General features: G+C 52.3%; 20 protein-coding genes and 2 tRNA genes. 10 read left to right on the plus strand and 12 right to left on the minus strand.

Annotated features, from left to right (window positions below):
• Window positions 1–77: 77 nt before the first annotated feature.
• Genes Q4606_RS14995 through sdhC form a run of 4 tightly spaced genes read right to left on the minus strand, consistent with a single transcriptional unit; the run spans window position 78 to window position 3,288 of the window.
• The gene (locus Q4606_RS14995) at window positions 78–782 is read right to left on the minus strand and encodes a succinate dehydrogenase iron-sulfur subunit (protein ID WP_303595767.1); all 705 of its coding nucleotides are present in this window, start codon (window positions 780–782) and stop codon (window positions 78–80) included.
• 14 nt (window positions 783–796) lie between these two features.
• A complete protein-coding gene (gene sdhA, locus Q4606_RS15000; RefSeq protein WP_303595766.1) occupies window positions 797–2,569 on the minus strand; it encodes a succinate dehydrogenase flavoprotein subunit in 1,773 nt (590 codons plus the stop codon).
• Between the two features lie 3 nt (window positions 2,570–2,572).
• On the minus strand, window positions 2,573–2,920 hold the full coding sequence (gene sdhD / locus Q4606_RS15005) for a succinate dehydrogenase, hydrophobic membrane anchor protein (protein WP_303595765.1): 348 nt from the start codon (window positions 2,918–2,920) through the stop codon (window positions 2,573–2,575).
• Window positions 2,911–3,288, minus strand: a complete 378-nt coding sequence (sdhC, locus tag Q4606_RS15010) for a succinate dehydrogenase, cytochrome b556 subunit (RefSeq protein ID WP_303608035.1) — start codon at window positions 3,286–3,288, stop codon at window positions 2,911–2,913. Before sdhC ends, sdhD begins: the two co-directional genes overlap by 10 nt.
• Window positions 3,289–3,769: 481 nt before the next feature.
• Between sdhC and gltA the strand changes: the two genes are divergently transcribed.
• Window positions 3,770–5,044, plus strand: coding sequence for a citrate synthase (gene gltA / locus Q4606_RS15015; protein ID WP_303595763.1), 1,275 nt, complete (start codon window positions 3,770–3,772; stop codon window positions 5,042–5,044).
• Window positions 5,045–5,179: 135 nt separating this feature from the next.
• Window positions 5,180–6,052, plus strand: coding sequence for an NAD(P)-dependent oxidoreductase (locus tag Q4606_RS15020; RefSeq protein WP_303595762.1), 873 nt, complete (start codon window positions 5,180–5,182; stop codon window positions 6,050–6,052).
• Window positions 6,053–6,133: 81 nt separating this feature from the next.
• Here the strand turns inward: Q4606_RS15020 and topA are convergent, their stop codons facing one another.
• The 3 genes from topA to fadB all read right to left on the minus strand — a co-directional run bounded on the left by topA (window position 6,134) and on the right by fadB (window position 12,401).
• Window positions 6,134–8,773, minus strand: a complete 2,640-nt coding sequence (gene topA, locus Q4606_RS15025) for a type I DNA topoisomerase (protein ID WP_303608036.1) — start codon at window positions 8,771–8,773, stop codon at window positions 6,134–6,136.
• A 271-nt stretch (window positions 8,774–9,044) separates the two neighbouring features.
• On the minus strand, window positions 9,045–10,220 hold the full coding sequence (fadA, locus tag Q4606_RS15030) for an acetyl-CoA C-acyltransferase FadA (RefSeq protein WP_303608037.1): 1,176 nt from the start codon (window positions 10,218–10,220) through the stop codon (window positions 9,045–9,047).
• 33 nt (window positions 10,221–10,253) lie between these two features.
• Window positions 10,254–12,401 (minus strand): fatty acid oxidation complex subunit alpha FadB, encoded by a 2,148-nt coding sequence (gene fadB / locus Q4606_RS15035; RefSeq protein ID WP_303608038.1) that lies wholly within the window; start codon window positions 12,399–12,401, stop codon window positions 10,254–10,256.
• Between the two features lie 428 nt (window positions 12,402–12,829).
• Between fadB and Q4606_RS15040 the strand changes: the two genes are divergently transcribed.
• A complete protein-coding gene (locus tag Q4606_RS15040; protein ID WP_303608039.1) occupies window positions 12,830–13,645 on the plus strand; it encodes a hypothetical protein in 816 nt (271 codons plus the stop codon).
• A 74-nt stretch (window positions 13,646–13,719) separates the two neighbouring features.
• Complete coding sequence (locus Q4606_RS15045; RefSeq protein ID WP_303595757.1) at window positions 13,720–14,151, plus strand: universal stress protein; 432 nt, start codon at window positions 13,720–13,722, stop codon at window positions 14,149–14,151.
• Between the two features lie 80 nt (window positions 14,152–14,231).
• Here Q4606_RS15045 and Q4606_RS15050 read toward each other — a convergent pair whose 3' ends face one another.
• The 4 genes from Q4606_RS15050 to Q4606_RS15065 form a co-directional block, all read right to left on the minus strand.
• Window positions 14,232–16,184 (minus strand): ATP-binding cassette domain-containing protein, encoded by a 1,953-nt coding sequence (locus Q4606_RS15050; RefSeq protein ID WP_303608040.1) that lies wholly within the window; start codon window positions 16,182–16,184, stop codon window positions 14,232–14,234.
• 8 nt (window positions 16,185–16,192) lie between these two features.
• Window positions 16,193–16,996 carry an MOSC domain-containing protein gene (locus Q4606_RS15055; protein ID WP_368502318.1) on the minus strand — a complete coding sequence of 268 codons (804 nt, stop codon included), beginning with the start codon at window positions 16,994–16,996 and terminating at the stop codon, window positions 16,193–16,195.
• An 87-nt stretch (window positions 16,997–17,083) separates the two neighbouring features.
• Window positions 17,084–17,159: transfer RNA gene (locus tag Q4606_RS15060), tRNA-Gly, on the minus strand.
• Between the two features lie 80 nt (window positions 17,160–17,239).
• Window positions 17,240–17,842 (minus strand): DUF924 family protein, encoded by a 603-nt coding sequence (locus tag Q4606_RS15065; RefSeq protein WP_303608042.1) that lies wholly within the window; start codon window positions 17,840–17,842, stop codon window positions 17,240–17,242.
• Between the two features lie 101 nt (window positions 17,843–17,943).
• Here Q4606_RS15065 and Q4606_RS15070 point away from each other — a divergent pair, with 101 nt between their 5' ends.
• From Q4606_RS15070 to Q4606_RS15080, 3 genes are all read left to right on the plus strand, one after another.
• Window positions 17,944–18,321 (plus strand): sirohydrochlorin chelatase, encoded by a 378-nt coding sequence (locus Q4606_RS15070; protein WP_303608043.1) that lies wholly within the window; start codon window positions 17,944–17,946, stop codon window positions 18,319–18,321.
• An 11-nt stretch (window positions 18,322–18,332) separates the two neighbouring features.
• On the plus strand, window positions 18,333–19,235 hold the full coding sequence (locus tag Q4606_RS15075; RefSeq protein ID WP_303608044.1) for a TIGR01777 family oxidoreductase: 903 nt from the start codon (window positions 18,333–18,335) through the stop codon (window positions 19,233–19,235).
• Window positions 19,236–19,326: 91 nt separating this feature from the next.
• Window positions 19,327–19,402, plus strand: a tRNA-Glu gene (locus Q4606_RS15080).
• 72 nt (window positions 19,403–19,474) lie between these two features.
• Here Q4606_RS15080 and ccoM read toward each other — a convergent pair.
• On the minus strand, window positions 19,475–19,630 hold the full coding sequence (gene ccoM, locus Q4606_RS15085; RefSeq protein WP_303595751.1) for a cytochrome c oxidase subunit CcoM: 156 nt from the start codon (window positions 19,628–19,630) through the stop codon (window positions 19,475–19,477).
• A gap of 246 nt (window positions 19,631–19,876) precedes the next feature.
• Here ccoM and Q4606_RS15090 point away from each other — a divergent pair, with 246 nt between their 5' ends.
• The 3 genes from Q4606_RS15090 to pta are packed head-to-tail and all read left to right on the plus strand — an operon-like array spanning window position 19,877 to window position 25,693.
• On the plus strand, window positions 19,877–22,294 hold the full coding sequence (locus tag Q4606_RS15090) for an EAL domain-containing protein (protein WP_303595750.1): 2,418 nt from the start codon (window positions 19,877–19,879) through the stop codon (window positions 22,292–22,294).
• Between the two features lie 21 nt (window positions 22,295–22,315).
• Entirely contained in the window at window positions 22,316–23,503 is a 1,188-nt protein-coding gene (locus Q4606_RS15095) for an acetate/propionate family kinase (RefSeq protein ID WP_303608045.1), read from the plus strand.
• A 33-nt stretch (window positions 23,504–23,536) separates the two neighbouring features.
• A complete protein-coding gene (gene pta / locus Q4606_RS15100; protein WP_303608046.1) occupies window positions 23,537–25,693 on the plus strand; it encodes a phosphate acetyltransferase in 2,157 nt (718 codons plus the stop codon).
• Window positions 25,694–25,706 lie beyond the last annotated feature (13 nt).

Consider the following 25,706-nt stretch of genomic DNA (forward strand, 5'->3'; position numbering starts at 1 on the left):
AGGCCCCGCATAAATGCGAGGCCTTCCGGGTTCCAACCTGATCAAGTCAGTATAGCGTCTGTCTGCAATTTTGCCGCTTAAGTAGCACGGTGTAGCAGAAGATTCCGGATATGGCCGATAGCCCTCGTTGGGTTAAGGCCTTTCGGGCAAACGCTAACACAGTTCATGATTCCCCTGCAGCGGAAAACGCTGAACGGGTCATCGAGATTGGCAAGACGCTCAGCCTGTGCGGTGTCGCGACTATCCGCCAGAAAGCGGTATGCCTGCAACAGACCCGCAGGGCCAATGAACTTGTCCGGGTTCCACCAGAACGACGGGCAAGACGTTGAACAGCATGCACACAGAATACATTCGTACAGGCCGTCAAGCTTTTCGCGATCTTCAGGTGACTGAAGACGCTCGATACCAGGCGCAGGAGTGTCATTTACAAGATACGGCATCACTTTTTCGTACTGCTTGTAGAACAGGCTCATGTCCACAACCAGATCACGGATAACCGGCAGTCCTGGCAGCGGGCGCAAAACCAGCTTGCCATTCTTTACGACCTGCGACATTGGCGTAATACATGCCAATCCATTCTTGCCGTTCATGTTCATGCCGTCAGAACCACACACACCTTCACGGCATGAGCGGCGATAGGCCATTGAAGAGTCCTTTTCCTTGATCAGGTTAAGAACATCAAGAACCATCAGATCCTTGCCGGCCGGAAGCTCCACATCGACGTCCTGCATATAAGGGGCGCTGTCAGTTTCCGGGTTATAACGATAAAGGCTTACCAACATAATGTACGTCCCCCTTAATAAGTCCGAACTTTCGGCTGGAAGGTATCGACAGTCTTCGGCGCGAAGTTAACATCACGCTTGCCAATACGCTTGTCCAGCGGGAAGTAGAGAGAATGCTTCAACCAGTTCTCATCATCGCGCTCGGTAAAGTCATTACGGGCATGAGCTCCGCGACTCTCTTTGCGTTCGTTTGCAGCAATCGCAGTTGCCTGGGCCACCTCAAACAGGTTATCCAGTTCCAGAGCTTCGATACGAGCGGTATTGAACGCATTGCTGGTATCAGTAAGCTTGGTATTGCGAACTCGCTCACCAATCGCTTCGAGCTTCTTCAGGCCTTCTTCCATGCTATTGCCGTCACGGAATACGCCAAAGTAGAGCTGCATACAGTTCTGAAGATCCTTACGGACCTCAGCAACACTCTCACCTTCCGAAGCTGTGTTCAGACGATCAAGACGCGCCATTGCACGCTTGATGTCTTCATCAGTGGCACCGTCGGTTTCGAAACCACCGCGCAGCTGCTCTTCAATGTGCAAGCCAGCGGCACGACCAAATACTACGAGATCCAGCAGCGAGTTACCGCCCAAACGGTTTGCACCATGAACGGAAACACACGCAGCTTCACCACAGGCAAACAGACCCGGAATTGGCTGATCATTACCGTTTTCGTCCTGAGTCAGCGCCTGGCCACCTACATTAGTAGGAACACCACCCATCATGTAGTGACAGGTAGGTACAACAGGAACAGGCTCTTTCACAGGATCCACGTGAGCAAATGTGCGAGACAACTCACAAATACCCGGCAAACGCAGATTCAGAGTTTCTTCACCCAGGTGATCAAGCTTCAGCAGTACGTGATCCTTGTCCGGGCCACAACCGCGACCCTCAAGAATCTCGATAACCATGGAGCGTGCAACAACATCACGACCAGCCAGGTCTTTCGCATTTGGAGCATAACGCTCCATAAAGCGCTCGCCTTCGGCGTTGATCAGATAACCACCCTCGCCACGGCAACCTTCTGTTACCAGCGTTCCGGCACCGTAGATGCCTGTTGGGTGGAACTGCCACATTTCCATATCCTGCATCGGGAAACCTGCACGCAGCGCCATGCCAATACCATCGCCGGTATTAATCAGGGCGTTGGTGGTAGACGCATAAATCCGACCTGCGCCGCCCGTTGCCAGAACCGTAGCTTTGGACTTGATGTAAGCCACTTCGCCTGTTTCGATTTCAATTGCAACAACACCAACAACTTCATTCTTGCTGTTCTTGACCAGATCGACGGCGTACCACTCGTTCAGGAAGGTAGTGCCACCTTTCAGGTTTGCCTGGTACAGAGTGTGCAGCAGCGCGTGTCCCGTACGGTCGGCTGCGGCACAGGTGCGTGCGGCCTGAGTAGGGTTGTCAGGGCCCTTGGACTGACCACCGAAAGGACGCTGGTAAATACGGCCCTGTTCGGTACGTGAAAACGGCAGACCCATGTGCTCAAGTTCGAAAACAGCTTGAGGGCCAACTGAACACATGTATTCAACGGCATCCTGATCGGCAATGTAGTCCGACCCTTTTACTGTGTCATACATGTGCCAGCGCCAGTCATCATTGGGATCAGCGCTTGCGATTGCACAAGTGATACCACCCTGGGCAGACACAGTGTGCGAACGCGTTGGAAATACTTTAGTGATACACGCAGTCTTAACGCCCGATTCGGTTAACTGCAGGGCCGCCCGCATACCGGCGCCGCCGCCACCGATAACAATCGCGTCGTATGACATGGTATTGATATTAGCCATCTATTAAAGCCCCCAAATAATCTGAATGCCCCAGACCACATACACGAAAATCACGAGAATGCATGCCGCCTGAAAGAGAAAACGCTGCATCGCGGATTTGATGTAGTCGGTAGATACTGTCCAAAGCCCGACCCAGGCATGCGCACCGATCGAAAGCAGCGCCAACAATGTGAAGACTTTGAACCATGCCTGATCAAACAACGCCGACCATGACTGGTAATCCACATCTGTTGTCACGAAAAAGCCGAGCAAAAACAGCGTATAAAAAGCTAATACGTAGGCAGAAACACGCTGGATGATCCAGTCCTGGATTCCGTTACGGCCAATGTTGGTCACACTATTCATGCCCATACCCAGACTCCTGCCAGAACAATGAGGATGACGGAAACTGCAATTGTGATTTTCGCGGCTGCACGCCCGCTTTCCAGCTCTTCACCAATACCCATATCCATGAGCAGATGCTTGATACCCGCAACAAGATGATAAAGCAGAGCAGACAGAATGCCCCAGATAATCAGCTTTGCCAGGAAGCTGTTCAGCAATTCACTAACCTGACTGAAGCCTTCTTCCCCGGAGAGGGAAAGCTGAAGTCCGTAAAGCATGAACGCAACACCAACAAAAATGATGATGCCGCTTACGCGGTGCAATATGGACGTAATGGCTGGCAGTGGAAAATGAAACTTGCCGAGATCGAGATTTACTGGTCGTTTGCTATTCACAGCGCTCTCACACTCTCTTTCTAGTACCGCGAAGCCGGCGAACCGGTGGCGGATGGTTGGTATGTAAGGATCGAATGAAGGATACGGAACCGACAGTCGATTGGCTCAGGAGGGCGGACACCTATCAGGTAGCTTGCTACGAACAAGCGTACACGAAGAAGATGCATCCCCGATTCTGGGCTAGGGATTATAAGGAGGCGCCCGTATAATTACAAACGCGCAACCCATGCAAAAGCAACGAAGAAACCGCAAGGGCACAAGCTATAAGGCGTATTGACAAACGTTTTTTCTGGTCGGAAGTCACGTTATTCGTGATATCCCTGATTTACAAAAAGGACTGGATCGAAAGGTTTCCCCACTCTTTCATTGACAAAAAAAGCCTACGCCCTATATTTTGCCGCCAGTTTTGCGATAATACGCGCCTTCTTGCGCAACTATAAAGGCAGCCCATGCTGCAAAAGCTGATAAACAGGAGAGCACTATGACCGACAGGAAAGCCACGCTCTCGGTGGGGGACAAGTCCATTGAGCTACCGGTTTACTCCGGCACAGTTGGCCCTGACGTCATCGACGTACGAGGCCTAGTCCAGCAAGGTGTTTTTACTTACGACCCGGGGTTTGTTTCAACAGCCGCCTGCGAGTCGGCCATCACTTATATTGATGGTGATAAGGGCGTTCTCCTGCACCGGGGTTATCCAATCGAGCAGCTTGCAGATCATTCAGATTACCTTGAAGTCTGCTACCTGTTACTGAAAGGTGAACTGCCAACTGCCGCAGACAACAAGCAGTTCCACGAGACCATCAAAAAGCACACCATGCTGCATGACCAGATGCGCAATTTCTTCAACGGCTTCCGCCGGGACGCGCATCCGATGGCCATCATGTGCGGTGTTGTTGGTGCCCTGTCCGCGTTCTACCATGACCAGATGGATGTCACGGACCCCAAACAGCGTGACATTACGGCCCATCGTTTGATCGCGAAGATGCCAACGATTGCAGCCTGGTGCTACAAGTATTCCAAAGGCGAGCCGTTCATGTATCCGCGCAACGACATGTCGTATGCGGAAAACTTCCTGCAGATGATGTTCGGAACGCCCTGCGAAGACTACAAGCCAAACCCGATTCTGGCGAAAGCCATGGACAAGATCTTCATTCTGCATGCAGACCATGAGCAGAACGCATCCACTTCGACTGTGCGGCTGGCTGGCTCTTCTGGCGCCAACCCCTATGCCTGCATAGCCTCTGGTATTGCAGCACTGTGGGGCCCAGCTCACGGCGGCGCTAACGAAGCCGTTCTGGACATGCTTGCAGAAATCGGTGACGAAGCAAACATTGATACCTTCATCGCCAAAGCAAAAGACAAGGACGACCCCTTCCGCCTGATGGGCTTTGGTCACCGCGTTTACAAGAACTTCGATCCGCGCGCCAAAGTAATGGCCGAAACAGCTCACGAAGTACTGAGCGAGCTTGGACTCGAAAATGATCCACTTCTGAGAATCGCCCAACGTCTCGAGCAGATTGCGCTTGAAGATGAGTACTTTGTTCAGCGCAAACTGTACCCGAACGTGGACTTCTATTCCGGCCTGATCCTTAAGGCAATCGGAATTCCAACATCCATGTTCACGGTAATTTTTGCCATGTCACGGACGATTGGCTGGTTCTCCCATTGGAACGAAATGGTCAGCGGCGACTACCGTATTGGCCGTCCGCGCCAGCTTTATACCGGTTTCCCGGCAAGGGATTATCCGAAAGGGTAAATTCTGACTGCCCTGAAAACCCAAAGGCCGCTGACTCAGCGGCCTTTTTTTCGTCCGCAACAAATACAGCTTTTGCTCAGGCAACCCTTTAACTCTGTGCTAACTTAAGCTCCATAATTCAAAGAGGAGACAGGAATGACTACCGCAACCTTTATCGGCCTTGGCGTTATGGGCTACCCGATGGCAGGCCACCTTGCAAAAGCAGGCCTCACCGTCCGCGTATGGAACCGCTCAGCACAAAAAAGCGAACAATGGGCAAAGGAATATCCGGGAACCGCCTGTCAAACGATTGCAGAGGCCGTTAAAGGGGCCGATTTTGTTATGACCTGCGTGGGCGCAGACAAAGATCTCATTGCGGTTTATGAAGGTGAGGACGGCATTCTGGCGCATGCGCGTTCTGGAGCCATTCTGGTTGATCACACAACCGCATCAGCCGGAGTAGCCGAGAGACTCGCCAATTCGGCTCAGAAAGCCGGCATGGCATTTATTGACGCACCTGTGTCAGGGGGCCAGCAAGGCGCGCAAAATGGACAGCTCACCATAATGTGCGGCGGATCTGAACCGGATTACGCCAAAGCCGAACCCTTGCTCCAGCATTATTCCAAAGCCCTCAACCTGATGGGCCCGGCTGGCAGTGGCCAGAAAACCAAAATGGTCAACCAAATTGCCATTGCAGGCCTGGTTCAAGGGCTATCTGAAGCACTGCACTTCGCCGAACAGGCAAACCTCGACGTCAAGAAGGTTGTCGATGTAATCTCTAAAGGAGCGGCCCAGTCCTGGCAGATGGAAAATCGATCAGGAACCATGATTGACGGTGAATTTGATCATGGGTTTGCCGTCGACTGGATGCGTAAGGATCTGGGGATTTGCCTGGACGAAGCGCGTAAAATCAACGCCTCACTGCCGGTTACGGCACTGGTAGACCAATTCTATGGTGATGTTCAGGAGATGGGTGGTAAACGCTGGGACACGTCTTCACTGATTCAACGATTGAGAAAATTCAGATAAGCGCAAATAAATTTGCCAAATAAAAAAGGGGTCAGAACAACCATTCTGACCCCTTTTCTTATCTTGAGCACTCTGCCCTGATTATTTCTCGCGGGGCTGCCACTTCCCATTCACATACCATGCAGACCAGCCGGTAGCCTTGCCGTCTTTTTCCGACATGACATACTGTTCTTTGGTCTTGCGACTGTAGCGAATGACCGTAGGATTGCCCTCCGGATCACGCTCAGGTGCCTCCATCAGGTAATCGTGCTTCGGATCGATTTCCTTACGGTGCGGCTTGATCTCCATAACGAGCGGCGGCCGGGTTTCACGGTTTTTCGGAAATTTACTGGCTGCCAAAAACATTCCGGATGCCCCATCACGCAATACATAGGTGTCATCCACCTTCTGGCATTGCAGCTCAGGCATTGGTACCGGGTCCATTTTGGGTGGCGCGGGCTCCCCGTTCTTCAACAGCTTACGAGTGTTTTTACAGGTGTCGCTCATACAACCGAAATACTTGCCGAATCGACCTGTTTTCAGCTGCATTTCGGAGCCGCATTTATCGCATTCCAGGGTCGGCCCGTCGTATCCTTTTATGCGGAACGTACCCTCTTCTACCTCATAACCGGAACAATCAGGATTATTGCCGCAAACGTGGAGCTTGTGGGTTTCATCCACCAGGTAGCTATCCATGGCTGTAGAACAGATGGGACACCGCCGCTTCTTGCGCAGCAGGCGGGTTTCTCCCTCGCCTTCCACATCATCGTCCGCACTGACAACTTCATCACCCGAAACCAGGTTAATGGTGGTTTTGCAACGCTCCTTCGGCGGTAGCGAATAGCCCGAACAACCCAGGAATACACCGGTGCTGGCCACCCGAATCTGCATATTGCGTCCACACGTGGGGCACGGAATACTGGTTTCCGTCGGATCATTCGGGCGCATACCGCCCTCACCGTCTGCACCCTCGGCAGATTCAAGCTGCGAACGGAATCTCGCATAAAAATCGTTAAGAACCTTCTTCCAGTCCACATCACCTTCGGCAATGTGATCCAGATCGCCCTCCATCTTCGCGGTAAAATCGAAATCCATCAGGTTGGAAAACGATTCACAAAGACGCTCGGTGACAATCTCACCCATTTTTTCAGCGTAAAAGCGCCGGTTCTGAAGGCGAACATAGCCCCGGTCCTGAATGGTCGAGATGATCGACGCATAAGTTGATGGACGACCGATACCCTGCTTTTCCAGTTCTTTTACCAGGCTCGCCTCAGTATAACGCGGTGCCGGCTTAGTGAAGTGCTGACTGGGCTCAAGTTTTTCGAGGCTCAGCGCCTCCCCTAACTTGATGTCAGGCAGGGCCACATCTTCTTCTTTTTTAGCCGATTGCGGGGCAACCTTGAGGAAACCATCAAATTTGATAATGCGGCCGCGTGTACGCAGCTCGTAATCACCGTTGGCAACCACGATCGAGGTACTGAGAAACTCTGCTTCTGACATCTGACACGCCACGAACTGACGCCAGATCAGTTCGTAAAGTTTCTCCGCATCCTTCTCCAGGCCACTGATAGCCGCGGACTGACGGGTGACTTCTGTTGGACGGATGGCTTCGTGAGCCTCCTGAGCACCCTCTTTACTACCATAAAGTTTGGGCTTCTCAGGCAGATACCGGTCACCGAACTGGTCCTGAATATAATCACGGCAGCTATTGATGGCGTCCTGGCTCAGGTTCGTCGAATCCGTACGCATGTAGGTGATATAACCGGCTTCGTACAACCGCTGTGCCAGCATCATGGTTTTCTTGACGCTGAACCCCATTCGATTACTCGCCGCCTGCTGCAACGTCGATGTAATAAACGGAGCGCCAGGGCGGGATCTGGTTGGCTTATCTTCCCGCTTGGCCACTTTAAAGCTGCCGGATTTCAGGCGCTCTACGTGCTCAGTACTTTCCTGTTCGTTAATCGGGCGATAGGGTTTATCGTTATACCGCGTAACCTCAAAACGAACAGGTTGAGCACTGTTCTCGGCACCAAGGCCGGCAAACAACTGCCAGTATTCTTCTGGAACGAATATACGAATGTCTCGCTCACGCTCCGCAATCAAACGCACAGCAACGGACTGGACACGACCCGCAGACAGGCCTCGGGCAAGCTTAGCCCATAACAGCGGCGACACCATGTAACCGACAACCCGGTCAAGAAAGCGCCGTGCCTGCTGGGCATTAACACGATTGGTATCGAGCTGCCCTGGATCTTTGAACGCTTCCTGAATGGCGCGCTTGGTAATTTCGTTAAACACCACACGACGATATTTTTCTGGCTCACCGCCAATGGTCTGTTGGAGATGCCATGCAATGGCCTCCCCCTCTCGGTCAAGATCCGTCGCGAGATAGATATGGTCAGCATTCTTGGCGAGTCGTTTGAGCTCACTGACAACTTTTTCCTTGCCCGGAAGAACTTCGTAACGGGCGCTCCAGTCTTTGTCAGGGTCTACACCCATACGGGCAACCAACTGCTCCCGGGCCTTGCGTTTTTTATGCGCAACCTTGTCTTCGGGGCTGAGTTTGCGAGTGAGCGCGGCCTGTCTGGCGCGCTCCTTCGGGTCAGACTGGGATCCGCTGCCACTAACGGGAAGATCACGAATGTGCCCAACGCTCGACTTCACAATGAAGTCAGGGCCCAGATACTTGTTGATGGTCTTCGCTTTCGCTGGTGACTCGACAATTACGAGACTTTTACCCATATCGGAGATCTGTATCCTTGGCGATAAATCGGTCAGTAAATGAGCAGACCGTAAACTCGCTGTAAAATCAATCGGCTGGAAAAACTATAGGAGCCGCCATTGTGTATAGGCTCACTGTTTTACAGTGTCAGGATTAGCAAGACAACCCATTCTTTGTTTCCATCCTGCTTTTTTCCCGTTTTCGGAACGCCCTCTTAGGCCACCCTGAACGCAGAAAGGCCCGGCGCGAGCCGGGCCTTCCATGAAAGCGTTACCGTGTCCGTCTAGCGGATCACAGACGCTCCCACACCGTTGCAATGCCCTGACCCAGGCCAATACACATGGTGGAAACACCAAGCTTACCGCCTTTGTCTTGCATTACGTTCAGCAGGGTTGTGGAGATACGAGCACCGGAACAGCCCAGCGGATGGCCAAGAGCAATCGCGCCGCCGTTCAGGTTAACTTTCTCTTCCATTACACCCAGAAGCTTCAGGTCTTTCAGGACTGGCAAAGACTGACCTGCAAAGGCTTCATTCAGCTCCCAGAAGTCGATATCTTCGACTTTCAGGCCTGCACGCTTCAGTGCCTTTTTGGTTGCCGGCACAGGACCGTAACCCATGATCGCGGGATCACAGCCAGCGACTGCCATGCTACGAATCTTCGCGATCGGCTTCAGCCCCAGCGCTTCGGCACGCTCTGCAGACATCAGTACCATTGCAGCGGCACCGTCAGTCAGCTGAGAAGACGTACCTGCAGTGACAGTTCCGTTCTTGGGATCAAAAGCCGGCTTGAGCTGACCCAGTGATTCCGCCGTAGTTTCCGAACGAATGGTCTCATCGTGCTCAATCAGCGTCTTGAAGCCATTGTCATCATGACCTTCAATCGGAACAATTTCGTTCTTGAAGCGGCCTTCCAGCGTAGCTTCGTGAGCAAGGCGATGCGAACGCGCACCGAACTCATCCTGCTGTTGACGGGTAATGCCGTGCATCTTCGCCAGCATCTCGGCAGTCAGGCCCATCATGTTGGAGGCTTTGGCAGTGTACTTGGACGCAGCCGGGTTATGATCGAAACCCGCTGTCATGGGAACATGGCCCATGTGCTCAACACCACCCACCATGAATACATCACCGTTGCCGGTCATGATGGCTTGCGCCGCAGTATGGATTGCACTCATGGCAGAACCACACAGACGGTTTACGGTCTGGGCTCCAGACTCATGAGGAACACGGGTCAGCAACGATATCTGCCGTGCCACGTTAAACCCCTGCTCCTTGGTCTGGTTTACACAGCCCCAAATCACATCTTCTACTTCTTTCGGGTCGAGCTTGGGATTGCGCTCGAACAACGCATCAATCAGCGTTGCCGACAGGGTCTCCGCACGTACATTGCGGAAACAGCCATTCTTGGCACGACCCATCGGAGTCCGCACGCAATCGATGACGACAACGTCTCTCGGATTAAGGCTCATAGATCTTTCTCCGTTCGGAAATCTCGTTCAGGGTTAGCCAAAGAACTTTTCGCCAGTTTTGGCCATTTCGCGCAGCTTCTCGGTCGGATGGTAAAGGGGACCGAGGTCTGCAAACTTGTCTGCCAGTTCGACGAACTTGTCTGCACCCATATCATCGATATAGCGCAGCGCACCTCCGCGGAACGGCGGGAAGCCGATACCGAAGATCAGACCCATATCGGCATCAGCCGGGTCTGCAACAATGCCGTCTTCCAGGCAGCGAACAGTTTCAAGGCACAGAGGGATCATCATACGAGCAATGATATCCTCATCACTGAAATCGTTCTTACCCTGAACAACAGGTTCAATCAGCTTGTAGGTGTCTTCATCGACAACCTTCTTCTGCTTGCCCTTGCGATCCAGTTCGTACTTGTAGAAGCCTTTATCGTTCTTCTGACCGTAGCGATCATTCTCGAACATCACTTCAACAGCTGACTTGTAGTCGGCCTTCATACGTTCCGGGAAACCGTCAGCCATTACTTCATTGGCGTGCTTGGCAGTATCCATACCAACTACGTCAAGCAGGTACGCGGGGCCCATTGGCCAGCCGAACTTCTCCATGACTTTGTCAATATTCTGGAAGTCCGCACCGTCACGGACCAGAGCGGAAAAACCACCGAAGTACGGGAACAGAACACGGTTAACCAGGAAGCCCGGGCAATCATTCACAACAATCGGGGTCTTGCCCATTGCTTTTGCATAAGCAACGGTTGTTGCAATAGCGCGATCGCTTGTTTTCTTGCCACGGATAACTTCAACCAGCGGCATCATAGGCACCGGGTTGAAAAAGTGCATACCGCAGAAGTTTTCAGGCCGTTTGAGGTTCTTGGCCAGCAGGTCGATAGAGATGGTTGATGTGTTAGACGTCAGAATGGCGTCATCACGGGTCATCTCTTCAACTTCACGCAGAACAGCGTCTTTTACCTTGGGATTCTCAACAACAGCTTCAACAACCAGGTCTACGTTCTTGAAATCACCGTAATTCAGAGTCGGAGTGATGCTATTGAGAACATCAGCCATTTGCCCTGCATTCATGCGGCCTTTATCAACACGCTTGGTCAGCTGCTTCTTGGCTTCTTTGAGGCCCAGAGCTATACCGTCCTGGTTGATGTCTTTCATGATGATAGGCGTGCCTTTCAGTGCTGACTGATAAGCAATACCACCACCCATGATTCCGGCGCCCAATACAGCAGCCAGTTTCACTTCCGAAGCTTCTTTTTCCCACGCCTTGGCTTTCTTCTTCAGCTCCTGATCGTTCAGGAACAAGCCCACAAGGCAAGCAGCAACGTTGGTTTTTGCCATTTTGGCAAAACCTTTCGCTTCTACTTCGATGGCCTTGTCACGAGTCAAGCCCGCATGCTTCTGCATTACCTTGATCGCTTCCACCGGTGCAGGATAATTTTTACCGGCTTTACCGCCAACAAATGCTTTGGAAATCTCAAACGCCATCATGCTTTCCATGGCGTTCAGCTTGATCTTGCCTTTCTTCTCTTCACGGCGCGCTTCGTAATCCAGCTTGCCTTCGTTGCACTGATCAATAATTGCAACAGCTGCTTCAACCAGTTTCGCCGGCTCGACAACTGCGTCCACAGCGCCGGTTTTGAGGGCTGCATCCGCGCGATTTTCAGTACCGCCACAAATCCACTCAACCGCATTATCCACGCCTACCAGACGGGACAAACGAACAGTGCCACCAAACCCCGGGAAAATGCCCAGCTTGACTTCTGGCAGGCCAACTTTCGCTTTGGGCGCCATAACCCGGTAATCGGTTGCGAGGCACATTTCAAAACCGCCGCCCAGCGCAATGCCGTTGATTGCTGTAACGGTAGGGAACGGAAGATCCTCAACCGCACTGAAAATCGCATTGGCTTTCAGGTTGTTGGCAATCAGATCTTCTTCGGAACCGGCAAACAGGTCAGTAAACTCTGTAATGTCGGCACCAACGATGAAACTGTCTTTAGAGCTGGTTACAACCAGACCCTTGAGTTTCTTCTGTGCTTTTAATGCATCAGTCGCGGCGTGAAGCTCTTCAATAGTAAGACGGTTGAACTTGTTTACCGACTCGCCCTGCAAGTCGAAGTCCAACTGAGCTATCCCGCCTTCGATCTCTTTAACCGTGATGGCTTTACCTTCGTAAATCATCAACTGATCTCCAGTCTGTGTTTGGAACTGCTTCCAATTCTGGCAGGTCTCGATGACGATCCGCCAGAGTTGTTTTGTGCAGCGAGATTTCGGTCACTGCCCGATTAATCGACTCAAAAAATTCATACAGTCGTTTGAATCGTGAGGGCACACGATGAGAAAAAACAGAACGTTTGTCAATTCGTTTCTTTATCAACGCACACCAACCGCTTTGAATTTCGATACACCCTAAAGGTAAAATCTATTAACTTCAGATGCTTAAGTGTTACTTTAAACAATATACCTTAACTTAATCGTGCAAATTTCAAAGATATTTACATTTCCACGAGCCAGCAGTATCAAAACCGCTTGATTGGCCGGGGAAGTTACTTTACCTTCCAACTACGACTTTGGTACACAATAATAAACGTATTACGGAGAGTCATCCGATGAAAACCATCCGCCTGCGGACCCATTGCCTGGTCTCTGCACTCTTGCTTTTAATGCTCACATCCATAAGTGCCCAGGCACAAGACACTGACGACTTTCTGTCTCAACTCCACAGCTTTCGTGTCAGTAATTACGTTTCTCTGGATGCTTACTACCGATTTATTGGTAGTGGCACCAACGACACCCTGAACGAGATAGTAGCGGGTATCAACACAGCCAACGACTCTATGAATCTGCTCGCAAAAAACACACGCGGCATCTTGAGTGGTGAACAGATTGAAGGGCTTAACAGCGAATTTGACAAGTTCAAGGCCCTGATGCGCGACAACATCAATGACGTGCGAAATACCGGGTACCCAGATTTGCGTCTTGTCTCCGATATGGCCAATCAGGCGCTGATCATGAACGATAGAGCAACTGAACTTTACCAGGTTGCCCAAGAAAACTCCCAGACGGAAACTGACCCACGAGTTGAAGCGGCAAGATTAAGCGCAGTGAAGATCGCCCAGATGATGGCTAAATATTCTGTTCGCACCAATTCATCCGTAGCTCAGACCTTTCAGGGTTCATCCACTGAAAAGCCTCTGGATGAACAGGCAATGGAGTTTGATCAACTTCTGGCTAAGGTTGTCGGAGGAAAGAGCGATGGCGAGCTGAAGGTCCTACTCGATGACGTCGAGGCAAAATGGCAATTCATCCGCGGCTCTTACGTCAATTACAACGAGAACAACGTAGGCTTTGTGATCGACAGGTACTCGAAACGCATTCTTGAAAGCCTGACCATGGCTATCGGCTTGCTTCAGCAAAATGCCTGAGAACCCGGTAGCTCTTTCCCCAACCGGACTCTCGTATTATGCTGTAAGAAAGATTGAACACTAAGGAGCTAGGGATGTCTGCTTACAAGAAATTGCTTGTTGCCATAGATCTTACCGAAGAGGCGCCACAGGTTCTGGAAAAAGCCAGAGCCATGAGGGAAGCACATGGTGCCAATCTGGTCCTGGTACACGTTGTGGAGCCGGTAGGTTACGCCTACGGTGGTGATATCCCGATGGATCTTACAGAACTTCAGGATCAGCTCGATAAAGCGGCCCGGGAACAGCTTGCCGCGTACGGCAATGAATATGGTGTCGATAACGCCAATCAGATTGTGACTGTTGGCAGACCAGAATCCGAGATACATCGTTTGGTCAAGGAACAGGAAGCCGACTTGGTGATTGTGGGAAGCCACGGCCGCAAAGGCTTTCAACTCCTTCTTGGCTCAACCGCCAACGGCGTATTGCACGGAACCGAATGTGACGTTCTGGCCGTTAGGATTCGCTGATTCCCTACGCCTGAATACCCTATGATAAAAAAGCCCGGAGCAAACCATACTCCGGGCTTTTTTTTATATCACCAGCTAGCTCAGTTGAGCGCTTGCTCCTCAAGCTCCATCCATCGCTCAATCACTTTTTCCAGGCGAGCCTCAGTCTCCTCCAGCTCACGCAGCGTAGTTGCAACCGTATCGGAAGGGCCTGAGTAAAAATCAGCTGCTGAAATACGCTCCTGAATGCGGGCAACTTCCAGCTCCAATGCTTCTATCTGGCTCGGCAGCTGCTCAAGTTCAAGCTTCAGCTTATAGCTGAGCTTCGCTGTTTTGCTCTTGTTCGTCACCCCACCCTGAGAGGCAGACACACTCTGCGCCTCGTTTGCAGACGAGCCACTCTGTTTACCAGACTTCGCAGCCTTGTCATGACGATCAGGGCGAGCACCATTGGCCTCGGCCGGGAAACGGCCGCCCTGGCGACGCCAGTCGCTGTAGCCGCCGACATACTCACGCACCTTTCCTGATCCATCGAGAAAAACTGTCTCAGTAACTACATTGTCCAGAAACTCACGATCGTGACTGATAACGATTACAGTGCCGGCGAACTCGGCAAGCTGCTCTTCGAGCAATTCCAGAGTCTCGACATCCAGATCGTTGGTTGGCTCATCGAGCACCAGAATGTTCGCGGGTTTACTGAATAGTTTGGCCAACAAAAGCCTGGCTCGCTCGCCTCCGGAAAACACCCTCACGGGTGAGCGAGCCCGCTCTGGCGTGAACAGGAATTCCTGCAAATACCCGAGGACATGCTTACTCTGGCCATTGATGTCAATAAATTCCCGGCCTTCAGACAGGTTATCAAGGGCATTGCGACTCAGGTCCAACTCTCCACGAAGCTGATCAAAATAGGCAACTTTGAGGTTTGTGCCGAGACGGATAACACCTTCTGTTGGCTCAAGATCTCCAAGAAGCAAACGCACCAAGGTGGTTTTGCCTGTGCCGTTTTCTCCCACAAGGCCGATCTTGTCGCCCCGAAGCACAGTAAGATTCATATCCCGGATAATCGGGGTTCCGTCGGGATACGCAAAACCAGCATCAACAGTCTCGACCACGAGCTTACCTGAGCGGGCAGCATCTTCCACTGCGAAGGTTGCTGTTCCACCGCGCACTCGGCGCTGACGGTGCTCTTCTCGCATTGCCTTAAGCGCCCTCACCCGGCCCATATTGCGGGTACGGCGCGCTTTGATGCCCTGGCGGATCCAGGCTTCTTCTTGCTTCAGACGTTTGTCGAAAAGAGCGTTTTCCCGCTCTTCCTCTTCAAGGGCTTTTTCCTTGAGCTCCAGATAGCGGTCATAAGTAGAAGCAAAACTGATCAGTTTACCGCGATCCAGCTCCACAACGCGGGTTGCCATGCGCCTTATAAATGCCCGGTCGTGGCTGACAAACAGCATTGCCCCACGAAACGCACCAAGCGCTTCCTCAAGCCAGGCAATCGCCGGCACATCAAGATGGTTGGTGGGCTCATCCAGCAACAGAATGTCCGGCTCACCTACGAGTGCACGAGCCAACAATACTCGACGCTGCCAGCCGCCAGAAAGTGTATTGAGCCGCTGGTCCGGGTCTATTCCATATTGTGCCAGCACTGCTGTCACCTTCTGATCAAGACGCCAGCCATCAAGGGCCTCAAGGCGCTCCTGAACCTTCATCATACGATCAAGGCTTGCCTCGTCTGCAGATTGTGTAAGCGTGTGAAATTCCGCCAGGAGCTGGCCTGTTTCAGGAAATGCACCGGATACGACCTCGTACGCCGTTCTCGAATCGTCAGAGGGTAGGTTCTGTGGCAGAACCGCCAGAACAGCACCATCCTCAAGGCGCACTTTCCCACCATCCGGCAGAACTTCACCACTGACGATTTTGAGCAGGGTTGATTTACCTTCACCATTCCTGCCCAGAAGACACACACGCTCTCCGGCATCGATATTGAGAGACGCCTGATCCAGCAGAGGGTGCATCCCGAAGGCCAGGGAAATCGAGTCCAGCGTTAACAGTGGCACGTTGCGTTCTACTCCGTTTCAATAGCAGTGATGGAATCACCCACATGGATAACTCCCGGTAATTCGTTAATTGCATTCTGACCGAAAATCACGCCGTCGACCGTTTTTCGATAACTGGAAAGCATTCTCAAAGGTTGCAAACCTGGGTCTTTAACTCCGGTGTCCGGATCAACCGTTGTCAGAACACAGCGTGAACAGGGCTTAACAATGGAAAACCGTTGCTCTCCTATCAAAAGTTCACACCAGCGATCCTCCTGCCACGCAGCCGACCCCTCAACAACAATGTTGGGCCGGAACCTGCGCATATCCACCGGGACCTCAAGGCGCCCATTCAATTCCTTCAATGACGCCAGGCTGGTAATCAGAAAAGGGAACCCATCGGCGAAGCCTACACGACGGTATTCAGTTACCCGGCCCGCATCAACACGCCGAAACGACGAGTCTGGCATATAAACAAAACGTAAGTCCTTGCCACAAAACCGGCTCAGCGCCTCACTTGCATCGGACTCGCCTTCTTGAGCCTTCACCCAATCACGCCAGACCAACACTCGCAACTCCTCACCCGTCGCCTTTAATGCGAAATCACCTTCACCCGGAATGTGGATATTCACGCCAGCGTCAGAAATAGAAGTCGTAATCTTCGCGAGCTCAGGGATGGCCCTTTGGGTGACAAAATTGCGATCTGTATCAACGATCATCCAGCGACGATCACCTTTTGGACCAAAATCATCCATTTCAAATGACGACACCTGGATACCGGTAAGTGACTTGACCGGGTAGATATGGAGCGAGTGGACTTTCACAAGACGCATCTCCGTAACAGAGCAAATGTTGACGAGACGGCCAGTATAACCAAAAACAAAAAACCCGGTCTCTTTCGAGGCCGGGTTTTCGGAATCTGGAGCGGGAAACGAGATTCGAACTCGCGACCTCAACCTTGGCAAGGTTGCGCTCTACCAACTGAGCTATTCCCGCTTATCTGCTGGAGGCATTGCCTCTCAACGGCTGCGTATTTTACGCATCCCACCCCTTTCGTCAACCTACTTTCAAACTTTTTATTGTCCAAACCGTCTGCCACTGGCGAGATATTCCTGCTCAGCTTCCGTAGACGGGCGATTGAGAGCCTGATTCCTGTGTGGAAACCGACCAAAACGCTCAATGATTTCGTGATGATCCTGAGCTGAGCGCAAAAAGCTTTTCAGGAAATCCTGGAGGACACCAGAAGAGGACGCGACCAGCTGCTCATAACATTCAACCGAAAGGGCCTGGTCTTCAAGACGCTCGGAGTGCTCCAGGGGCATATAGATAAACGCCCTTTGAATCGAAGGAAGCGCCATATCATGGCCCTTACGCATGGCCTCCTTGCAAAGCTTGTTCGCCAGCTTGTCTTGCTCAAAGGCCAGCGCCCCGCCGCGGAAAATATTTCTGGAGAACTGATCAAGCAGTATGATTTCCGCAAGTCTCCCGCCAGCTTCCGTGCGCCAGTGATCAAGACCCTGCTCAGATGCAAACAGAACCATGGAAAGAAAACGGCGCCTGACCTCCTGATCAAACCTCTTACTTGATCGAAACCAACGGTTGCGATGGAAGCTGTCGGGCAGACCATGCTCATCAAAATCTCCGAACCAGAAATCCAGAATGCCTTTCCAATCGAACATTAGAATATACCCTGTTATCTTGATTGGCGTGATTCGCTGAGAATAACCGCCAGTAAAAGAAATTACGACAGACACCTTCGATTCCAGTATCCAGGAGCTTTATGAACAGCCGCCGCATTATTCTGTTAGCCCACGGCAGCAGCGACAAACGCTGGTGTGACACCTTCGAGGCCCTCGCAGACCCTACCCTCAAAGCGGTCAGCAATTCCAGAATCGCTTACATGGAACTGGCCGAGCCATCTCTGGATCAGGTCGTTCAAGACGGGGTAGCCGAAGGGGCCCATGAATTCACTGTCGTACCGCTTTTCCTGGCAGCGGGCCGGCACCTGCGCAAGGATGTACCGGCCATGATAGAGGCCTTGGAGCAAGCCACAGGGGCAAGCATTCATCTTTCGCCTCCGATTGGCGATAACCCCCTTCTCGGCCAGGCCATAAAGGATGTGGTTACCCTTCAACTGGACCAGAACAACGGCCAATAAGGAATACAACCATGGAAAAGCGCGTACTGATTACAGGTGGCACAGGGTTCATTGGACATGTGTTGTGCCACGAGTTGCTGAAGCGAGGTTACAGACTGACAGTTTTAAGTCGGCAAGCGGCAGATAACGTACGCGCAGTGTGCGGCCAGGTAGAAGTTATCGCCGATCTTGAGAGCCTGAGATCCCACCCGGGTTTCGATGCCGTGATCAATCTCGCAGGAGAGGGCATCGCAGACAAGCGTTGGTCTGACCAACGAAAAAAGGCGCTACGTGATAGCCGCATAAGTCTCACAGCGACTCTTACAGAAGTCATCACTAGCTGGGAAAAACCGCCAGAGGTAATGATCTCAGGTTCAGCGGTTGGTTTTTATGGCGACCAGGGTTCAACCCGGGTAACAGAAGAAACCGCTCATCATGACGAGTTTACCCACCGCTTATGCAAAGACTGGGAAGACGCTGCGTTAGCGCTGGAAACATTGCAAGTGCGCGTATGTCTATCGAGAACTGGCGTGGTGGCTGGCGCCGGTGGGGGCTTTTTGCAGCGCATGATTCTGCCATTCAAGCTTGGGCTGGGTGGGCGCCTCGGTGACGGTCAGCAGTACATGCCCTGGATTCACCGCAGTGATGTCGTGGCAGCGCTTATCTGGATGCTGGAAACACCCGAGGCCTCGGGAGCATACAACGTGGTAAGTCCAAACCCCGTTACAAACCGGGAGTTTACACGCTGTCTGGCAACTACCCTCAAACGCCCTGCAATATTCCCGGCACCCGCACCGGTTCTAAACCTGGCGCTAGGGGAAATGTCGCGCCTGTTACTGACAGGCCAGCAGGCAGTTCCTGAAAGGCTGACCAATGGCGGGTTCGTGTTTCAGTACCCCAGGCTCGAGAAAGCTCTTGAAGACGTTGTAAATTAAAACGTTCTTTTTTCAACAAAAGCGTTGACAGGTGAGGAAGGCTTTCTTAATATACGCGCCACCTCGACGAGGCACGGTTTTGAAGCGTTGCGTCCCCTTCGTCTAGTGGCCTAGGACTCCGCCCTTTCACGGCGGCAACAGGGGTTCGAACCCCCTAGGGGACGCCATTTCTGCTTTACAGACTTATAGCTCTGAAAGCAGAAACAAGCTTTAGCAAAACCAGATCAAATCAGCAGTTTTCAGACCGGCTTCCCACCGGCCTTCAAATCTTTAGCTTGCTGCTCTACTCCATGCGACTTCTGGTCGCGCATCACAAATACGCCTACACCAACGAAGAATGCGACCATCAGCAACACAGTTGCGATTCCAGCGAAAACCACAGCGTCCATATACATAATTTTTCTCCTGGCCCATATCAAACTTGATTAAGCTCAGGTTACGTCTTTACAAAATATCAATGTTGATCTGCGTCAATGGATAACCCCCCTCTTAAAACCAGAAAGCCCAGAAAATATCGACCAGGGCATGTTCCTCTCACCTTTTCACATATATGCAAAGAATTTGCGGAGCGGGGCTGTTATAGTCATCAAGTGATAGACTTTCAGCATTTATCAACTGGCCAGGGTGGCTGAAGTTACGAGATGCCAAGACTACCGACGCGCATTCAACGATTTCGTAAAGGCTCTCCCCTGTCATTCAGGTTGCTTGCCTGGATACTTCTATTCAGTTCGGCTTTCACTCTGATCGCCTCAGCCATTCAAATATACTCCGACTACCGAAAAGACCTTGCCCAAATTGACAGCCGAATGCTGGTTGTTGAGTCAGGTTATGCGTCCAGTCTCGCCAGAAGCCTCTGGGCTCTTGATCAGAAACTGCTTCAGACGCAAATGGAGGGTATCCTCAGCCTGCCAGACATTGTCCACCTTCGTCTGCGCATTGAGCCTGACTCCGAGCTGGTTATGGGAGAGATACCTCGCGGAGCCGATACTCAATCTCACAGATTCGACCTGATTCATCAGGGGGAAGGAGCGCTCAAGCTCGGTGAGCTGACCGTCACTGCGAATCTGGACCGCGTCTATGAGGATATGAAGGTGAAGGTTGGCATCATAATGGCCACCCAATTCCTCAAGACATTTTTCGTATCCATATTGATTATATTGGTCATACAGCATTTTATTACCCGCCATCTCACAACCATGGCGAATTACGCAAAAGATTTTTCTCTGGCGAACCTCAGCACGCCCCTTACGCTGGACCGCCCGGATACACCCTCACACCGTAATGATGAAATCGGCCGCGTAACCGAAGCGTTCAACCAGATGCGCGAAAGACTGAACGACGACCTGGTGCGCCAGAAGCGAGACGCAGCCGAGATCCACAAGTTCTCTAAAGCAATCGAGCAAAGTCCCTCTTCCGTTGTTATCTGCGATCGCCAGTGGCGGGTTGAGTTTGCCAACCATAAATTTACCCAGCTTACGGGCTATAACGCGAAATCCATTGTTGGCCGGCACCCGGGTGCTTTAAGCGACGATAACGTGAATAACCGTGACAACCGCCACCTATGGCAATCCATCCGGTTGCAGGTTCAGCGGGTTGGTGTCTGGCAGGGTGAAGTTAACAGCGTGCGCCGCAATGGAGAACGGTTCTGGGAACAGTTGATCGTCACGCCCATAAAGAATGGTGCCGGGGATGCCACTGGCTACCTCATTCTCGGTGAGGACATCAGTATCCGGAAACGCTATGAACAACAATTGTTACGCCAGGCCAACTACGACATCCTGACTGGCCTGCCCAACCGCATGCTTGCTCTGGACAGGCTCAAACTCGCTTTGGCTCAGGCACGGCGCGAGAACTCCATGGTCGGTGTGATGTTTCTGGACCTGGATAACTTCAAGCACATCAACGACACGCTGGGCCACGACGCCGGTGACAACCTGCTCATAGAAGCAGCCCGACGAATCTCCAGCTGCCTGCGTGGAACCAGTACAGTGGCGCGACTCGGGGGAGACGAATTTCTCGTCATTCTGCCAGGACTCGCAGGCCCCGAATCATCGTCACAAGTTGCCGAACGTATATTGAGCACGTTTGCTCCGGCCTATTTTCTCAATGGCCAGGAAGTGTTTGTTACAACCAGCATAGGTATTGCCATTTATCCTACGGATTCCGACAACAGTGGCACCCTTCTCCAGCATGCCGACGCAGCCATGTACCAGGCAAAGCACCAGGGGAAGAGTTCCTATGCGCACTTTACCCAGGAAATGTCCGAAGTTTCTCACGAGCGCCTGCAAATGGAATCGCGCTTGCGACGCGCGCTCGAATTGCAGGAAATGGAGCTTTACTTCCAGCCAATCATAGATACAACAACCGGCAGCCTGAAAGCGGCTGAAGCACTGATACGATGGAATAATCCGGCGTTGGGTATGATCATGCCAGATCGATTTATCCCGCTTGCCGAAGAAACCGGTCTGATTATTCCCATTGGAGAATGGGTGCTTGAACAGGCTTGCCTTGCAGCAGCTGGCTGGAAGTCGGTCACCGGCCAGGACATCGGTATATCAGTTAATGTATCTCCACGTCAGTTTCGCGACTCCGGATTTACCAAAGCGGTTATGGGCGCTCTCTCCAACGCTGAACTGGCTCCTGAAATGCTGGAGCTTGAAATCACCGAGCGCCTGCTTCTTGATAACTCGATAGAAACGGCTGAAATCCTCAGCAATCTGGATCGCGCAGGGATACGCCTGTCAGTAGATGATTTTGGCACTGGCTACTCAGCTCTCAGCTACCTGAAAAGCTACCCGTTTGATACGCTCAAGATCGACAAGTCGTTTGTCCAGGATGTGATGAAAGAGCCTGAGGACGCGACCCTTGTGCGCGCTATTATCAACATGGCTCACAGCCTTGGGCTTAGCGTAGTTGCCGAAGGCGTTGAGGATGAGGCTCAAACCCTTTTCCTCCGCCAGGAAGGCTGCGACTTCGCTCAAGGCTATTTTTATAGCCGCCCCCTACCCGCTGAAGAATTTAACGAGTGGCTGAATCTCAATCACCGTACATCAACCTGAAATCCGGGAAGCTGTGAGAACATGACAAAATCCATTCTTGTTGTTAACTGCGGCAGTTCGTCCCTAAAGCTCGCGCTGTTCGACGAAAATGAAAAAAAAATAGCATCGGCGTCTGCAGAGCGCCTGAACAGCAACGACGCATCTGCTCGAATTGATAGTGACGAGCGCATAGTTGCTCTCCCGAAGGGCGCCGACCACAAACAAGCTCTACAGGTACTGGTTTCGACGCTGCGTGAACGGCAAATGATGCCCGATACCCCCACATCTGTTGGCCACCGCGTTGTCCATGGCGGTGAGACGTTTCGCGAAGCGGTTTTGATCAATAACGATGTGATAAGTGCGATCAAAGACTGTGCCAGCCTGGCCCCTCTCCACAACCCGGTCGCCCTTGCCGGAATTGAAGCAACTCTTGAGCAATTTCCCGATACACCTCAGATTGCAGTATTTGATACCGCTTACCATCAGACTCTTGCGCCACGCGCGTATCTCTACGCGCTGCCAGAATCCTACTACCGGGACTGGAGCGTTCGACGCTATGGATTTCACGGCATCAGCCACTTTTTCATGGCGAATGAAGTAGCAAAGCGGCTCGATAGAACACCGGCAACCACATCAATCATATCCGCTCATCTTGGCAACGGGTGCAGCATAACGGCGATCAAAGATGGCCTGAGCGTCGATACCAGCATGGGGCTAACACCTCTCGAAGGGCTGGTCATGGGCACCCGAAGTGGTGATATCGACCCGAGTATTTTTAGCTACCTCTGCTCTCGCGGTATGTCACTCAGCGAAGTGCACAGAGCACTTAATCACGAAAGTGGTCTTCTCGGGATTTCGGGGCAGACCAACGACATGCGCACGTTATGCGACCTGGCGGATCATGGCCATGAACCATCAGCTCTGGCGATTGAGATATTCTGCTTTCGCCTGGCAAAATACGTGGGAGCCATGATGGCTTCGCTAAATCAACTGGATGCTCTGGTTTTCACTGGCGGTATTGGAGAAAACAGCAGTCGGGTGAGAGAGAAAACCCTGAGTCACCTGGGGCTCCTGGGGTTTGGTATTGATGCCGACATGAATGAACATCACGGTGGGTACAGCGACGGCAGAATAGACGATACAGCTTCCCGCTTCCCGGTTCTGGTTATCCCAACCAACGAAGAACTTGTAATCGCCCGTGAGGCCACGCGCCTGGCCGCCAATGTATAAAGAACTACCAAAGTAACTATCTGGAATTCCATTATGGCCAAAAGCCTGTTTATCGCCCCCACATCCATAGATTCAGGGCTTACATCAGTATGCCTGGGCCTTTTGCGCGCAATGGAGCGTGTGGGGATCAGTGTTGGATTCTACAAGCCCTTTTCCCAGTCGGTTAATCTGGGGGAGTCCATACATAACGATGGTAAAGACTCATCGGTTAACTTCGTGCGCTCGCGCAGCCACCTGCAGTTACCAGACCCCATTCCGCTGAAAAAGGCGCAACAGTGGCTGAACCGTGGAAAAGCCGACCTGTTGATGGAAACAGTGGTTGGTGAGTACCAAAAGGTTGCCAAAAATGTCGACGTAGTGATCATTGAAGGCCTGGTTCCCGATCGCCGCGAAGCCTACATAGCACGGCTAAATGTGGAAGTGGCGCGAAACCTCGGCTCCGAAGTGGTATTGGTCAGCACGCCGGGCAAAAGTAGCGCGGCTGAACTGGACGAAGAACTGGATTTCTCCGCACGTATATTTTCCGATGTGTCCGCGCAGGATGTTATCGCAGTTATTCTCAACAAGCTTGGTGATCCTGGGCGATCGGGGCTCGAACCCTACAGCACTGTCAACCAGACCGAATGCGAAACCCCTGACTACCGGAACGCCTGCAAGGTCTTCCGAGACGGTCGTTTCCGCTTGCTGGGCGAAATTCCCTGGCAGTCCGATTTACTGGCTCCCCGCGTCTCCGATATTGCCCGAGAGCTTGGTCTCCCGGTGCTATACGAAGGCCAGATGCATACTCGCAGGGTGCAGAAGGTCTCTGTATGCGCAAGGTCTATCCGCAACATGACGGAGACCCTGAGCCCGGGAACACTGATGGTTACCCCCGGTGATCGTGAAGATATTATCGTAACGACAGCAGTTGCGGCTTTGAACGGTGTGCCTCTGGCAGGCCTCCTGCTGACGGGCGGGCTAATGCCAGATCAGCGCGTAATCGATCTTTGCTCTCGTGCGTTGCACACCGGCATGCCGGTACTCAGCTCGCCCACAAATACGTACGAAACCGCACATATACTGGCAAACCTTTCGACAGCTATCCCTGTCGATGACCCCGACAGGGTCGAAAAGGCGATGGAAACAGTTGCAACAAATATTGATACAGACTGGCTTCAGGAACACCTCCGCGTTGAGATTCAGAGCCGGCTATCCCCCCCTGCGTTTCGCTATCAGCTGTCCGAGCGCGCCCGGGCGGCCAACAAGCGCATTGTGCTTCCGGAAGGCAGTGAACCGCGGACCCTCCAGGCTGCAATCATTTGTCACCAACGCAAACTTGCGCGCTGTGCTTTAATCGGCGACGAAAGCGAAATCCGGGGTGTGGCGGCCTCACATGGTCTTGAGCTACCTGACGACATTGAAATAATTGATCCTACCCGCGTGCGCAAAGAGTACGTCGCACCTATGGTCGAGTTGCGCAAACACAAGGGTCTTGCCCCGGACATGGCGGAAGCCATGCTTGAAGACAATGTCGTCATGGGCACCATGATGGTCGCTCTGGATGAAGCCGACGGGCTGGTTTCAGGAGCCATACATACCACAGCCAACACCGTGCGCCCTGCTTTGCAGCTGATCAAAACCCACGAACAGGCCCGGGTTGTCTCCTCGGTTTTCTTCATGCTGCTGCCGCAGCAGGTTCTGGTGTATGGTGATTGCGCTATTAACCCAGACCCAAACGCAGAAGAACTCGCTGATATTGCCATTCAGAGTGCCGAATCAGCTGAGGCCTTCGGTATTGAACCTATTGTAGCGATGATCAGCTACAGTACCGGAGCGTCCGGAAGCGGGCATGATGTGGAGAAGGTGCGCGAGGCAACAAGGATTGCCCGGGAACGCCGGCCAGATCTGCTTATCGATGGTCCCCTGCAATACGACGCGGCTGCCATCGAGAGTGTGGCCCGGAGCAAGGCGCCAGAAAGCAAGGTTGCAGGTAAAGCCACGGTGTTCATCTTCCCCGATCTCAACACCGGCAACACCACCTACAAAGCGGTTCAGCGAAGCGCAAATGTAGTAAGTGTCGGGCCAATGCTTCAGGGCCTGAGAAAACCGGTGAATGACCTTTCACGGGGTGCGCTGGTGGAGGATATTGTGTTTACTATCGCGTTGACAGCGGTGCAGGCAAAGCAGGTAGAGGACGCGGGGCTGGCCTGAGCCGCCCCGCTAA

The organism is Marinobacter sp. 1_MG-2023 (genome assembly GCF_030549045.1).
Taxonomy (GTDB): domain Bacteria; phylum Pseudomonadota; class Gammaproteobacteria; order Pseudomonadales; family Oleiphilaceae; genus Marinobacter.

Coding starts and splice junctions, on each gene's coding strand:
- Q4606_RS14995 (WP_303595767.1), bottom strand. CDS start 782: ATGTTGGTAAGCCTTTATCGTTATAACCCGGAAACTGACAGCGCCCCT.
- sdhA (WP_303595766.1), bottom strand. CDS start 2,569: ATGGCTAATATCAATACCATGTCATACGACGCGATTGTTATCGGTGGC.
- sdhD (WP_303595765.1), bottom strand. CDS start 2,920: ATGGGCATGAATAGTGTGACCAACATTGGCCGTAACGGAATCCAGGAC.
- gltA (WP_303595763.1), top strand. CDS start 3,770: ATGACCGACAGGAAAGCCACGCTCTCGGTGGGGGACAAGTCCATTGAG.
- Q4606_RS15020 (WP_303595762.1), top strand. CDS start 5,180: ATGACTACCGCAACCTTTATCGGCCTTGGCGTTATGGGCTACCCGATG.
- topA (WP_303608036.1), bottom strand. CDS start 8,773: ATGGGTAAAAGTCTCGTAATTGTCGAGTCACCAGCGAAAGCGAAGACC.
- fadA (WP_303608037.1), bottom strand. CDS start 10,220: ATGAGCCTTAATCCGAGAGACGTTGTCGTCATCGATTGCGTGCGGACT.
- fadB (WP_303608038.1), bottom strand. CDS start 12,401: ATGATTTACGAAGGTAAAGCCATCACGGTTAAAGAGATCGAAGGCGGG.
- Q4606_RS15040 (WP_303608039.1), top strand. CDS start 12,830: ATGAAAACCATCCGCCTGCGGACCCATTGCCTGGTCTCTGCACTCTTG.
- Q4606_RS15045 (WP_303595757.1), top strand. CDS start 13,720: ATGTCTGCTTACAAGAAATTGCTTGTTGCCATAGATCTTACCGAAGAG.
- Q4606_RS15055 (WP_368502318.1), bottom strand. CDS start 16,996: ATGCGTCTTGTGAAAGTCCACTCGCTCCATATCTACCCGGTCAAGTCA.
- Q4606_RS15065 (WP_303608042.1), bottom strand. CDS start 17,842: ATGTTCGATTGGAAAGGCATTCTGGATTTCTGGTTCGGAGATTTTGAT.
- Q4606_RS15070 (WP_303608043.1), top strand. CDS start 17,944: ATGAACAGCCGCCGCATTATTCTGTTAGCCCACGGCAGCAGCGACAAA.
- Q4606_RS15075 (WP_303608044.1), top strand. CDS start 18,333: ATGGAAAAGCGCGTACTGATTACAGGTGGCACAGGGTTCATTGGACAT.
- ccoM (WP_303595751.1), bottom strand. CDS start 19,630: ATGTATATGGACGCTGTGGTTTTCGCTGGAATCGCAACTGTGTTGCTG.
- Q4606_RS15090 (WP_303595750.1), top strand. CDS start 19,877: ATGCCAAGACTACCGACGCGCATTCAACGATTTCGTAAAGGCTCTCCC.
- Q4606_RS15095 (WP_303608045.1), top strand. CDS start 22,316: ATGACAAAATCCATTCTTGTTGTTAACTGCGGCAGTTCGTCCCTAAAG.
- pta (WP_303608046.1), top strand. CDS start 23,537: ATGGCCAAAAGCCTGTTTATCGCCCCCACATCCATAGATTCAGGGCTT.